The following is a 13,259-nucleotide window of genomic DNA, read 5'->3' as shown; positions in this document are numbered from 1 at the left end:
AGCTTCACAAATGCGGGTATAAATTATTACTTATCAAGAATAAAAGGGGTTTAATGATGCCATTCCATCACGTTTCTTTACCCGATTTACCACCGGTTATCGGATGCCTTACAGCCATTCATCCTGTAAAAGGCGACTCTCAGGAAAGCATAACCCTGCTGGCACTGAACACACAAGCAGAACTGTGGAAACTAGAACTTCGCTCTGGCAGCGCAGAATTATGCACACGTATTTGTATTCCTGATTTTAATCCCATGCAACCTGTTCAAATGGTTACCAGTCCTAACGGCAAGTATGTAGCTATATCCAATCGTTTTGGACGGCATGCGGCAGTGTATGATTTAGTCCATGCTCAAGAAAAATTGCAATTATCACGGGACGAATACCACTATGATAAAAGTATGTTTCCCCTGGCATTTGTTCATCGAGATGGTGCATGTATCCTTGTTCATGGGACGGAATGGAACCGGCTTGATCTGAGGGATGTAGAAACAGGTACGCTTTTGACAGCAAGACCTACCCCTGTTTATAACAGTGAATGCAGAGATGAGCACTATCTAGATTATTTTCATGGGAGGCTGTTGAATTCACCAGGGGGAAAATGGATTGCGGACACGGGATGGGTGTGGGCTCTGATTGGAGTGGTCCGAACTTGGTCGTTATCGGATTGGCTGTTGAATCCATGTGAATCGGAGAATGGTCCGTCGGCTCGCAATCTTTGGCAAACGATCGATTGGGATGGGCCGGTATGCTGGACAGGACCCGATACATTGGCGGTTTGGGGGCAGATGGATGCCGATTTACTGGAGGAGGAAGATTGGGGAGAAGAAGGAGTTGAACCGGCTGTTGTCCTATTCGATATGACCCAGCCTGGGTACCGACGTGTGCTTCCTGCGGTCCCATCCCTAAATTGTAAGCCTAATGAAGACGGGATTTTTCCCTATCCCCAAGCGGATATGGCCGTTTCCGGCGACCGATTATTCTTATGGGGAAAAGGAGTCCCGCTTCAGGTATGGCGGCTTTCAAGCGGTGTGCGGGAACATGTAGATACGGAGCGATTTCCACTTATATACCATCAAGAGGCAGGAGTTTTCGTTGAATTAAATCCAGATAGCGGTTGTAAAGCCTTGAGCTACGAATAAATGGCGTTACCGGATTTTCTTCCTTCCTAGTGATATGGGAAAATATGCATTAGTTATAACAATTATAAAGGGGCGTAAAACCAAAATGGCACTTATCAAGGATCGTTTTTTGGGATGCCTGGTTGGGCTGGCTGTGGGTGATGCTTTGGGAACTACAGTAGAATTTAGCAGTCCAGGCACATTCAAACCTGTAACGGATATCGTAGGCGGTGGTGTATTTGGGTTAAAGGCAGGACAATGGACGGACGATACGTCTATGGCGCTTTGCTTGGCCGAGAGTATGGTGAGAAAAGATGGCTTTGATCCGGCAGATCAAATGCGCCGATACACCAATTGGTACCACCTGGGATATATGAGCAGCACGGGAACGTGCTTTGATATCGGTGGTGCGACGAGAGCAGCACTGCATCGCTTCGAAGCTACCGGAGATCCGTACAGTGGGTCCGTTGACCCCATGACTGCAGGCAATGGGTCTATTATGAGGCTTGCACCTGTTGCTATGGCCTATGCGAACCGTCCAGAAGAGGCGGTGATGTACGCCGAGATGAGCTCGCGAACTACCCATGGAGCAGCCGAAAGTGTGGAGGCCTGTGCTGTGCTTGCTTCAATCCTTGTGGCAGGTCTGCGGGGAGCGGACAAAGAAGCGATGTTATCGGCTGACGTTTGCCATAAGTGGCGCCGAGACGAGCCAATTTATTCGCCAGTAATTGAAGAAATTATTCAGGGATCTTACCGGCATAAGGAGCCGCCCGAAATACAAGGAACCGGTTATGTCATTCGTTCCCTTGAGGCTGCGCTGTGGGCATTTCATCACTCAACTTCATTTGAAGAGGGGGCGCTGCTGGCGGTAAATCTGGGGGATGACGCCGATACGACCGGGGCGGTGTACGGGCAGATTGCCGGATCTTACTACGGGCTAAGTGGTATTCCCCGTCGGTGGAGCGAGATGCTGTCGATGAAGGAGACGATTGATGAACTAATCGAGGCTTTATGGAAGAAGGTCGAAAAGGACCAAACACTCTAAGGGGAACATCTATAAAGATCAAGCTGGGTTGCTTTTCTTATTAAGCAGAACCCAGCTTTTTTTGTTCCTTATATTTTTTCATGACGATTCATCTCTTGGGATTACTTCATAATATCGCCCTACTTCCGCCCTACTCAGAACCATGCGGTTATGACAAAATAATGGAGCCCATAATCAATAACACTTTTACTTCATGGATCTTTCAGAGGAGGAGTTACATTGTCACATCCATATATCCAGCTTCATTCAGTTGTCGATATTTCCAACTATATTAAAGGATTCGAGATCGTTTCGACCCAATTTGGCCCTGATGGACGCGTGTATAGTCTGCTGATTGATAAAATCCCAGAACGAGTGCGGGGGATGTTTCCGCCTGTCTCATTGAAAGACAGACATACTTACAAGGTACTAATCATAGACAATAACATTGAAGAAGTGTGTATTGAGGGGCAGCAGTTTAACTATCATTATGTACAGCCTCTAAATCATCATTTGTTACTCGTCGGGGCACGCTGTCATTATTATGGACCCAGCCAATACGATTTAAATGGTAAAATCATTGATTATGAAGGCCACACCGTGAATGAACTGCTGCTTGGGGACGGTATCCAGAGTGTTCAGGTTACAGAAGAGGGTACAATCTGGACGAGTTATTTTGACGAAGGTGGCTGTTGAAGAGTTAGTGTAAAAACCCACGTCCGACGTGGGTTTGTCGTTTAAAAACAAAAAACATGATGCTTATTCATACGTTTTGACAAGATCCTTCAGGGAGGTAATGGTACTTCCTTCCCCAAGAGCACCGAATTTCCACTCACTCCCATAACGGTAAACCTCACCTACACGTATACTACACATTCCTTGATAGTCCTCCGTCAAGTTGTATCGGAGAATCTCTTCAGCTTGGGACGCATCCAATATCCGAATATAAGCATTGTTCACCATACTGAAATCCTTACGTCTACCAAAACTAAAAAAACGAAATATATTCACAATAAATATCACTCTGTGCACCTCAGGAGGTAGTTGTTGGAGAGATACGGTAATGACTTCATCATCACCGTCACCATGTCCTGTTAAGTTGTCACCACCATGTACGACGGCCCCACAAGGGCTATTCTTATTTCCAAAGTACACTAGGTTATTCTTTTGGGTCAGCTTGCCGTTCTCATTAAGAAGAAGTACTGACGCATCAATATCCATTGTTCTGCCCTTCATAGGGTCCCATCCGAGACCTACTTTTAGTACGGATAAGTGCGGATTATTTTTTGTTAGGTCTATCTTCTGTCCTTTAACTAAACTAATACTCAATGTTATGCCTCCTCATCATTATTTCGCTCTCCCCTGAAATTGTAGCATATTTATAGAAGGATATAATCTGAAAAAGATTTGGCTTCCTATCCATTCGTTTAAGGAATCTGGGAGCAGAAGTCTAGGCAAGATGTTTCGGTAAGCAGCATGATAATTTCGTAACCTCACAGATTCTTTCCCGTATAAAGATAAAAACATGATCCGAATCCGTTCCCGTCAGGGAAGAAATACAACCATGTTTAACAAAAATAGAAGTTGAGGTAATGCATCGTATGAATGAGAAATTTATAAATCATGCCAATACAGGGTATCAGCTGGCTGAGCAGAAGGCGGTTCAGTATTTTGCATCACTTTATGCACAGGTCGTAGACAAGACTTATGTGACTGCCTTGACAGAGGATATCCAAATGTGGAAAAGGAATCATATTCATTATGCTTCATGGCTATCCTTCTTTTCGCGGGCAAAGAAAAAGCCTGATACTCGGGATTATCATAAATACATTCAATGGCTGAATTATACAGGCAAATTGGATGATTACCTGGATCGAAGCGTCTCCTATATTTATATGAGGGATTTAGGCAAAGCTCTGAATTCTCCTGATACACAGAACCGGATTAAGCGTGTCATTGCTGACATAAAAAAACACTTGATTCAATCCACCAGTGCAAACGAGGAAGACCAGCCCGAATTTATGAATTTGGCCGGGGTGTATCGGTGGGCCCAGAAGGAAGGCATAGAAACCGCTACGATCTGGGTAATCAACAAACTTAGGTCTGTATCCTCCCATATTCCGAAGGAAATGGATGCAGAGCAGGCCCAGCGCAAACTGATTAAGATCATAATCGGGGTTATTTTGCATGTGATGGAAGAAATGGACGATAACGTATCACCTGCAGAACGTGCTCGCAGACTGGATGAAGCCATTAGGCTTGGTTATTCCTATGGTCTAACCTATCCTTTCATTGACGATCTGCTCGATTCCCAGGTTTTGACTGTACAAGAGAAAGAACAATACTCCCGTATGATACGTGCCGCGCTTCTTACTGGTACTGTGCCTGAGCTGGGCGACTGGAACGGAAATCATATGAAGTTGTTTCAATTTATACACGCAGAGCTCTCGGATGCTTTTGAATATATTAAGCAACATCAGCGGCCGGACACACAGCAGATATTTTTCGAGCAGTCCTATGTCTTTTTTCATGCTCAGGATATCGACCGCGTCAAGGACCTAACGCATGCTAATTACACCAATGAAGAGCTTTATATACCTGTCATTTTAAAATCTGCTTCTTCCCGATTGATTGTCCGTTCCGTGATTGGTGCTCCTGAGGATGAGGGCTTTGAGCAACGAACATTCTTTTATGGTATCTATAACCAGTTAGCTGATGATTTTGCGGATATGGTTGACGATATGAGAGACGGTGCGGTAACGCCCTATACCTACTATTTAAAATACCATGAACAGCGTTCGGATCTAATCAACCCCTTTGAGTTATACTGGGTGGTCATTTCCTATTTGATCCATAACGTGTATGATTCCGATGCCATGGCCTGTGAGGTGATACTGGATCGTGCAATGAATGGACTCAAACGTTATAAAGAGCGTGTAGGTACTGAAATGTATAATGAAATGATGGAGATCTTTGCATCCGGAAATCCGGAATTCAATCGTCTCATCCAGCAGATGGTGCGACAAGCGGATGATGTAGATTTCTTCGATAAACTGCTTCGGGACCAGATGATTACCCATCTGAAAAACGATTCGAAAGAAAAGGAAGATTTTTTTAATACGATCACAACGGTTCGCCATCAGATTAACAACCAATTGAAAATTACCAAACCTCATGGGATTCCAGCGATGAAAGAGCAGCTTATTGATGCAGCAAATTACAGTCTCGAAGGGGATGGGAAGCGGATACGGCCTATATTGACTTGGGTCATGGGCGTAAACGAATACGGACTGGACGCATCGGCAATTGTACCACTGCTACGATCATTGGAGTATATGCATACCGCATCCTTGATCTTCGATGATCTGCCTTCTCAGGATAATGCATCTACCCGCAGAGGGCGTCAGACCTTGCATCAGGTGCATAATAGCGCTACCGCGGAATTAACCGGATTGTATCTGATTCAGAAGGCGATTGGGGAACAATCGTCACTTGATCAGTTTAATGCTGAGACTGTACTTGCTTTGATACTATACTCGGCCCAAAAGGCAGAAGATATGTGTATGGGACAGGCGATGGATCTGGATGCCAAAGGAAAGGAATTGACACTGGAGCAGTTAAATATGGTGTGCTTTTACAAAACCGGAGTGGCATTTGAGGCTTGTCTGGTGATGCCTGCCATGCTTGCACAAGTCAAGGAGCCGGAAATTGCTGCTTTGAAGAAATTCGCTTATCATGCGGGGATTGCTTTTCAGATTAAAGATGATTTGCTTGATGTGGAAGGAGATCAGCTCTTACTCGGAAAACCTATTGGTCAGGATTCTGAGAACAACCATTCGAATTTCGTATCCATCCTGGGTCAGGAAGGTGCCAGTAAAGAGATGTGGGAACACTACTGTCTTGCTATGGAAGCGTTGAAAGAGGTACCCCGCAACATCGCTTTTCTGAAGCATCTAATGAATTATATGGTTAACCGGGACTATTAAAAAGGTTTGTGCCCCATTGCTTAATAGAAGCGATGGGGTATTTTGCGTTAGGGTAAAGCAGCGGTTCGACTCTTCATCATATCCAGTAAACTTGATAAGCAAAATGATCAGACGGTGAAGCAGTGTATCCATGGATGATATACATTTATCAATCTCAAGCTCACTTTCCTTGAATGAATATTCTTTATTTTAGCAGTACTGTTATTTCTCTTATAAAAATCAAGCGCTTTCTACCGATATATATATATCATCACGGTGTAATCTCTTAATTCTTATGGTTTGGGGGATAGTATCCATGGGAGCAACGTGATCTATTATACATAGACGACTGGAGGAGTTTTGATGAAAACAAAACTATCAGACAGCACTAAAAAAGTAAAAGGATTTAGAGATTTAAAGGTCACGACAACGATGGTCTCCATGATCATGATCAGCTTGGTGGGTTTGCTCATTGTATCGTTGGTAGGGGTTCTCGGCATGTATCAAGCTAAAGAGGGCCAAGGTATTTTGTATATGGATCGCTTTCAGCACCAAACGAATATTCTGGAAGTGAAAAGTGATTTTTATAACATGCGGGCCAACTACACCAAAGTACTCGATAATGAGGAGTACACAGATAAACAATATAAGCAGGTACAGAAGGGAAAAGACAGCGTTACATCAGGGTTAAGTAAATTCTCGCAAAAGAATCTGGACCCGAAGGAACAGAAATTGTACGAGGAACTAAGAGGGAGCGTAGACACATATTATCAGAATATTGAGCAGATCATGGCAGTCAAAAAAAATACTGGAACGTATGACAAGGAAGAGAGAGGCCGGATTAATACATCCAGTACGGCAATTGTTAAGATACTGACTGGTATTTCTGATTACAATAATGAACAATCAGCCAGCCTATATCAAAATACACAAAATGAGATTAACATGCGCACGATTGTTTTGATCGTGATTCTGGCCCTGGTGATGGCTGTTCTTGGTATGATCTCCTTTTCGGCCATTCGGAATATCCGTTCCCGGATGAGCACCATTACGAAATACTGTGAAGAGATTACCCAAGGCAATTTAACGGCAGCACTTGATCCGACCCTGCTCAAGGGTAATAATGAAATCGCTGTCATTGCACGTGCCATTCAACAAATGACAGATTCAACCTCAATGGTTATTACGGGAGTTATCAATGAGTCCCACCAAATAAATCAGCTAAGTGATCAGACGAATCATAATATGACAGATCTCAATGAGCGGATTAGAGACGTATCGGCTACGGTCGAACAGCTGTCAGCAGCAATGGAGGAGACTTCGGCATATACAGAAAACATGAATCATTCTGCGGATGAAATGCAGCGGGCGGCAGAGTACATTTCGCTCAAAACTCAAGAAAAAGCGCAGTCTGCCTATGATACAAGCCTAAAAGCCGAAGCGTTGAAGCATCAAGCTAGTGAGTCTAATAAAGCGTCCAAAGAGATTTACCGGAAGACCAGTGAAAAGATGACGGAAGCGCTGGAACAAGCCAAGGCGGTAGACCAAATTCGTATACTCTCCCAGTCCATTCTGGAAATTACGGCGCAAACCAATTTACTGGCTCTAAATGCATCTATTGAAGCGGCTCGAGCCGGTGAGTCAGGTCGGGGGTTTGCGGTTGTGGCTAACGAAATTCGCAAGTTGGCAGATGGGTCCAAGCAAGCGGTAGACCAAATTCAGAGTGTTACTCAAGAGGTTGTACAATCTGTAGCCAATCTGACGACCAATGCCGGGGAATTACTGGATTTCCTGCATGCCAAGGTGGGCAAGGATTATCAGCTGTTTGAGGATACGGCAGAACAATATTACAACGATGTAGTTGAGCATACGAATACAGTTAATGATTTGAACGCCACCTCCAAGCAGGTGAATGCAACGATCCAAACCATGGTGAGAGCTATCCGCGAGATTGCAACAGCCAGCGAACAGTCCGCCGTATCTACCCAGCACATTGCTGAGAACATGGTTTCATCGACGGAAAAGTCTCTTGAAGTGGCGCAACAGTCTGATCAGGTGAAGGAAAGCGCTACCAGATTAAATGAACTGGTCGACGGTTTTACAATTTGACGAAGCTAGTCTGGTGAGTGGTATTCTATATGAAGGGTTGACTTCATCAGCTCGATAGCCAGAGTCTAGAGGGAACAATACATCAAAGAAATGCACTTGGGGAGCCGCAAGAAGGCTCCCTTTTTGATTTTATTCTCTACGGTTGCTCTTGGATTTGTCTACTAAACGAAAACAAAATGCTTAGGAAGGAGGCTTCCAATCAGGAGTCTAATGCACGTAACTCTTCCTGTTCAGCGGTTTGCATTAGCTTATAAATCTGCCGAGTCGTGTTCACATTCCGCACCGTCATATGCTGATACAGGTTGGTTCCGGCCAGTTTCGTCATCCCACTTTTGGTGACATGTTCTCTGCTGACAGAAGACAGAATGGCCCCGGACGTATACATTACGTTGCCTATTCCAGCCTTCAGAGGAAGCTTGTCCAGAACGGAAATATCGTTAATTTCATCCCAGAGAAACAATACATCACTTTTCATCTGTGTATCATTAGACCATTCCTCCGGCAATACCTCCATCATAGTTTGGATTTCGGCCATATTACGGACAATGACCCGGATAGGTAAGCTAAAATCCTCCAGAATCGCCTGCTCCAGTTGGAGTGATAGCTCCTCGTTGGATTGAACTTCACTGGAAAAAATGATGTTTCCGGAGTTGATGTAAGTCGTCACATGGCTCATGCCTGCCTTCTCAAACGTTTCCTTGAGCTTTTTCATATTAATCTTGTTGTTGCCACCCACATTAATGCCCCGCAGCAATGCGACATAGATCATATAAGACCCACCTCTCTTGTACAAAAGGATTTTATTAACACAGGATAGGTATTCAAATAAATACGTGGTTTGATTTTCGCCCAGCAAATGATGCAACAACTCAATTATTCTGTTACAGTACTGGCAGCTTGTCAAATTGGAGCTTATAAATTTTGGTTGGGCGACCGCGCAGCTTTTCTTGTTTTTGATAGCTTACATTTGCAGCGCCCTTCTCGGCGAGCAGATTCATGATCCGGTTGGCGTTGCGGAGCGTGACCCCCAGGTGAAGCGCCAGGTCTTGAGCAGACAGTTCATCACGCTGCAGCTTGTTCATGACGGATATTATTTTGTGAATCTGCAGCGGTGATATTCCTATATATCGGCCCCATGCTTCGGCTTGGGGATCGTGCGCGTACGAAACCTCCAGGTGATTTGACTCCCCAAGCGGACCGAGGATGCGGTCGTCCTCCATGACTATGAAGCTGCTTGACAAAGGCTGCCGCTTAGCAAGCGTAAGTGCGTTTTGCGCATGAAAGCGGGCCTTATACAGTGTTTCTCCGGCTCCCCAGCCGATATCCACGCGTAAAGACAGTTGATAATTCAGGAAAGCCTGCAGCTTGCAGTGAGCCAAGCCCCCCGTCCATTTCTCCTCCATTTCCTGCTGTGATACCAGCAATTCAAAAAAATCCGCATGCTTCTGCGCAACAAAAGGCAGTTCCTCCTCTCTGGAAAATGTCAGCAGAGCTTTGTGCAGCATCGCCATAATCAACGCGGATTCGGGCTCATCCTGCTCGCGCAGCTTATGGAATCCTTGAACTTGCACATGACCGACAGCTGTGCGGTTGGCTTTCATGTGCAGCCTCTCTATTTCGCCAACCGTATTTCTGAATGTTTCAAGAATAGTATTGTCTGAAGGGAATAAATGGACGGCGTTTATCCCATGCTCCGTTAGCTTATGGACCAAATTGCTGTAGCGGGTAACGGAGAGATCTACTTTTCCCTGCTCCCACAATTCTAAATGAAACCGCAGCATATCGTCATAGGACAGCCTGTTCACATGCTCTTCCGGCATATAAGGAAGAAGTTCAGGCTGTAGTATTTCCTTAATGCCGAGAAAGCCGTTATCCTGGCCCAAGCAGTCGACGGCGATACGCTGGCTACGCAGCTCTGGGTGGGCTGAATGAGCCTGAAACATCAATTTATAGAAATCATGTTCAGTAACATCCAGGTGTTTCATCGGCAGAGAGTAAGGACCTTTGATCTCTTTATGCAAAGTTAAATAAGAGAGCTCTCCGCCAAAAATAATGGCGTCCAGCGTCATAGGCCGGGATAAATAAAGGGTTGTGATTTCGTCCAGAGATCGGTAAGGGAGTACCGTGAGCTCACATAACTGCTCCAGCTTCTCCTGCACCTGCTTCAGGCGTTTCACGGAATGCTCAGCCACTATAAAAGCGATTTTAAACATTCTTTCACGTCCAATCTTTCTCGTATTCATTGAATAGGCCCCTTAAGTATACTATAATTTTGGAAAAGGTAATAATACGTCCAAAAATATGCCGGAGGTGCAGCTTGAAGAACATACATGAGGCTCAGCAAGGTGATTGTGAATGGCTTGCGGATAGGATTGAACGTGGGCGGGAGTCGTTTATGGAAATAAGCGATCATATCTGGAAATTGGCTGAAAGCAAATTTGAAGAGTTTGAATCGGCTGATCTGCTGGCCGGCCAGCTGGAGCGCTCCGATTTTCGGGTCGAGCGTTGCGCCGCAGGTCTTCCAACGGCATTTATTGGCAGCTATGGCTCAGGAAGTCCGGTGATTGCCGTATTGGGGGAATTCGACGCGCTGCCAAACATGAGCCAGCAAGCGGGAGTGGCGGTCGAGCAAGCGCTTGAGCATAAGGGGAACGGCCACGGCTGCGGTCATCATCTGTTGGGGACAGGGGCGCTCGCTGCCGTTGTTGCCGTAAAGGAATATATGGAGGAGAGAGGGCTTCCGGGAACGATCCGCTACTACGGTTGTCCGGCTGAGGAGGGAGGATCAGGCAAAACCTTTATGGTGCGTGAAGGGCTCTTTGATGATGTAGATGCGGCTTTAACCTGGCATCCAGGGTATAACAATGCAGTGGTGTCGCAGACCTCAGTCGCGAATTACCAGATAAGGTACAGATTCTTAGGCAAAAGCGCACACGCTGGCATAAGCCCTCATAAGGGGAGAAGCGCCCTGGACGCCGTGGAATTGATGAACGTTGGAGCCAATTACATGAGAGAGCACATACCGCCTGAAGCGCGGTTTCATTATGCTGTGACCGAGACGGGCGGGGAATTTCCGAATGTGGTGCAGGCGGAGGCCGAGGTTGTATATTTGATTCGCGCACCGGAACTTCGGCAGGTGGAAGAGATTTATCACCGAATGAACGATGTGGCCAAGGGGGCAGCGCTGATGACCGGCACAGAAGTAGATATCCGGTTCGAAAAGGCCTGCTCCAATCTTATTCCAAATGTAACGCTGGAGCAGGTCATGTACCGGTGCTTCACACATCTGGGTGTACCCGTTTTTACAGAGGCCGAGCAGAGCTATGCAAGCGAAATCCTGTCCACGCTGCAGCAGGGACGAACGGATGCAGTGAACGGTGAAAGTCTGCCCGAAACGCTTGACCCGTACGAACCTGCCAGCGGGAGGATGTTAGGCTCTACAGACGTATCTGATGTAAGCTGGGTTGTCCCGACCGCACAACTGGAGACGGTATGCTATGCGTCCGAAACGCCGTTCCATTCCTGGCAGATGGTGGCGCAGGGCATGGCTTCAGCGAGCCACAAGGGGATGCTGCATGCTGCCAAGGTTATGGCTGCCACCGCCGTAGAGCTGCTTATGCACCCCGGGATCATGGAAGAAGCAAAGCAGGAGCTGAGGGCGCGGGGAGGAGGCATGGAAGGCTATACCTGCCCGATCCCTGCCCATGTCAAGCCGCCGGTGAAGGAACGTCCATCCCGGCGGCAGCCTGAATAAGCCTCGCAGCAATAAAAAGCAGCATCCTTTCCTTACGTTCCCGACAGAGAGAACGTACGGCGGATGCTGCTTTTTTTCTCCTACTTATATATGAAGATTATAAAGAAAGGGCGAGTACTTGCTCCGTTGTTATATTTGCGCCGGTTTGCAGGTACTCCATGTTTTTCAGCGCCATGTCGTGCGCTTGCCGGCTGGTGCCGATGACAGCGTCCGATACCACATGAAAGTGGTAATCGTGCTGGTGTGCGTCGACGGCCGTGAAGCGGACGCAGATGTCTGTCATGCCACCGATGAGGAACAGCCGTTTGACTCCCAGGCAGCGGAGCAGCAGGTCGAGGTCAGTGGCGAAGAAGCCGCTGTACCGCCGTTTGGTAATGATATATTCACCTTCAATTGGAGCGGTTAAGGGATGAAACTCTTCGGCAGGGGTACCTTCCAGACAATGAATCTTTTCCACACCGTCCAGCTCACGTCCGAAATCGCTGAGGTCAGCACGGTGAAGCTCACGGATTTGAATGACCGGCAGTCCCAACTCGCGAAAGTGCTTAATCACCTTCGGACTATTCAGCATGCAGGTGCCACCTTCCATGACGGGAATGGCATCGCTCTCTACGTCATTCTGGATGTCTACGACGATAAGTGCGCTATGTTGAGGTATTTGGTTCACTGGGCAATCTCCTTTCTCCTTCATTGGTTTAGTTAAACAAATCCTCGACCGAAATGATCGATCCGGTCTGGAAGTATTCAATGTTGTCTAATGCGGCTTGAGCTACTTCGTCGCTGCTTGGCGTACCAACAGCTTCCTTGAATACATGCACATGGTAGTTGTATTGGTGCGCGTCTACCGCCGTGTAATGCACGCAAATGTCAGTCATGCCGCCAACCAGGAACAGATGCTCAGCTTTGAGGCCGCGCAGCAAAATTTCCAGGTCTGTGCCGAAGAAGGCGCTGTAGCGGCGCTTGTCAACCGTGTATTCTCCCTCGATGGGTGCTGTAGGCTCATAGTAGGTGGCTTCAGGATTACCCTCCACGCAATGGATATTTTCTGCGCCGTCCAGTTCCCGGCCAAAGTCGATCAGGTCCTTCCGGTGAATCTCGCGAATGTGCACGATGGGCACGTCGCCGCGCGTGCGGAAATATTCGGTTACTCGCTCCACATGGTTTAGATAAGCCTGTCTTTGGGGAGTCAGGCCGCGCGATTTCGCTGGATCCGAGTTCTGAACGTCAATCAGGATGTACACACTATGTTCGGGTATTGTAATCATAAAGGTTGCCTCCGGTTCAAA

Annotated in this window: 11 protein-coding genes; 6 read left to right on the top strand and 5 right to left on the bottom strand. The window is 46.7% G+C overall.

The window, feature by feature from the left end:
- Nucleotides 1-53 precede the first annotated feature (53 nt).
- From HPL003_RS25405 to HPL003_RS25395, 3 genes are all read left to right on the top strand, one after another.
- On the top strand, nucleotides 54-1,142 hold the full coding sequence (locus HPL003_RS25405; RefSeq protein ID WP_238533419.1) for a hypothetical protein: 1,089 nt from the start codon (nucleotides 54-56) through the stop codon (nucleotides 1,140-1,142).
- Between the two features lie 85 nt (nucleotides 1,143-1,227).
- Nucleotides 1,228-2,166, top strand: a complete 939-nt coding sequence (locus HPL003_RS25400) for an ADP-ribosylglycohydrolase family protein (RefSeq protein ID WP_014282667.1) — start codon at nucleotides 1,228-1,230, stop codon at nucleotides 2,164-2,166.
- 219 nt (nucleotides 2,167-2,385) lie between these two features.
- Nucleotides 2,386-2,841, top strand: a complete 456-nt coding sequence (locus tag HPL003_RS25395) for a hypothetical protein (protein ID WP_014282666.1) — start codon at nucleotides 2,386-2,388, stop codon at nucleotides 2,839-2,841.
- A 63-nt stretch (nucleotides 2,842-2,904) separates the two neighbouring features.
- On the opposite strand, the gene HPL003_RS25390 is transcribed toward HPL003_RS25395, so the two are convergent.
- Entirely contained in the window at nucleotides 2,905-3,474 is a 570-nt protein-coding gene (locus HPL003_RS25390) for a TerD family protein (RefSeq protein WP_014282665.1), read from the bottom strand.
- Nucleotides 3,475-3,737: 263 nt separating this feature from the next.
- Between HPL003_RS25390 and HPL003_RS25385 the strand changes: the two genes are divergently transcribed.
- Both HPL003_RS25385 and HPL003_RS25380 read left to right on the top strand, forming a co-directional pair.
- Nucleotides 3,738-6,131 (top strand): polyprenyl synthetase family protein, encoded by a 2,394-nt coding sequence (locus HPL003_RS25385; RefSeq protein WP_014282664.1) that lies wholly within the window; start codon nucleotides 3,738-3,740, stop codon nucleotides 6,129-6,131.
- 342 nt (nucleotides 6,132-6,473) lie between these two features.
- Complete coding sequence (locus HPL003_RS25380; RefSeq protein ID WP_014282663.1) at nucleotides 6,474-8,219, top strand: methyl-accepting chemotaxis protein; 1,746 nt, start codon at nucleotides 6,474-6,476, stop codon at nucleotides 8,217-8,219.
- A 199-nt stretch (nucleotides 8,220-8,418) separates the two neighbouring features.
- Here HPL003_RS25380 and HPL003_RS25375 read toward each other — a convergent pair whose 3' ends face one another.
- Both HPL003_RS25375 and HPL003_RS25370 read right to left on the bottom strand, forming a co-directional pair.
- Entirely contained in the window at nucleotides 8,419-8,988 is a 570-nt protein-coding gene (locus HPL003_RS25375; RefSeq protein ID WP_014282662.1) for a DUF1697 domain-containing protein, read from the bottom strand.
- 112 nt (nucleotides 8,989-9,100) lie between these two features.
- Nucleotides 9,101-10,462: a helix-turn-helix domain-containing protein gene (locus HPL003_RS25370; protein ID WP_014282661.1), complete on the bottom strand. Its 1,362-nt coding sequence runs from the start codon at nucleotides 10,460-10,462 to the stop codon at nucleotides 9,101-9,103.
- 74 nt (nucleotides 10,463-10,536) lie between these two features.
- Between HPL003_RS25370 and HPL003_RS25365 the strand changes: the two genes are divergently transcribed.
- On the top strand, nucleotides 10,537-11,973 hold the full coding sequence (locus HPL003_RS25365) for a M20 family metallopeptidase (protein WP_014282660.1): 1,437 nt from the start codon (nucleotides 10,537-10,539) through the stop codon (nucleotides 11,971-11,973).
- Nucleotides 11,974-12,070: 97 nt separating this feature from the next.
- On the opposite strand, the gene HPL003_RS25360 is transcribed toward HPL003_RS25365, so the two are convergent.
- Complete coding sequence (locus tag HPL003_RS25360) at nucleotides 12,071-12,640, bottom strand: cysteine hydrolase family protein (protein WP_014282659.1); 570 nt, start codon at nucleotides 12,638-12,640, stop codon at nucleotides 12,071-12,073.
- 28 nt (nucleotides 12,641-12,668) lie between these two features.
- Entirely contained in the window at nucleotides 12,669-13,238 is a 570-nt protein-coding gene (locus HPL003_RS25355; protein WP_014282658.1) for a cysteine hydrolase family protein, read from the bottom strand.
- Nucleotides 13,239-13,259: the final 21 nt, after the last annotated feature.

Origin of the sequence: Paenibacillus terrae HPL-003, from assembly GCF_000235585.1 — a bacterium.
Classification (GTDB): domain Bacteria; phylum Bacillota; class Bacilli; order Paenibacillales; family Paenibacillaceae; genus Paenibacillus; species Paenibacillus terrae_B.
The sequence above is the reverse complement of the archived record's forward strand: the minus strand, read 5'-3'. Positions and strand labels throughout refer to the sequence as shown.

Coding starts and splice junctions, on each gene's coding strand:
- HPL003_RS25405 (WP_238533419.1), top strand. CDS start 54: ATGATGCCATTCCATCACGTTTCTTTACCCGATTTACCACCGGTTATC.
- HPL003_RS25400 (WP_014282667.1), top strand. CDS start 1,228: ATGGCACTTATCAAGGATCGTTTTTTGGGATGCCTGGTTGGGCTGGCT.
- HPL003_RS25385 (WP_014282664.1), top strand. CDS start 3,738: ATGCATCGTATGAATGAGAAATTTATAAATCATGCCAATACAGGGTAT.
- HPL003_RS25380 (WP_014282663.1), top strand. CDS start 6,474: ATGAAAACAAAACTATCAGACAGCACTAAAAAAGTAAAAGGATTTAGA.
- HPL003_RS25375 (WP_014282662.1), bottom strand. CDS start 8,988: ATGATCTATGTCGCATTGCTGCGGGGCATTAATGTGGGTGGCAACAAC.
- HPL003_RS25370 (WP_014282661.1), bottom strand. CDS start 10,462: ATGAATACGAGAAAGATTGGACGTGAAAGAATGTTTAAAATCGCTTTT.
- HPL003_RS25355 (WP_014282658.1), bottom strand. CDS start 13,238: ATGATTACAATACCCGAACATAGTGTGTACATCCTGATTGACGTTCAG.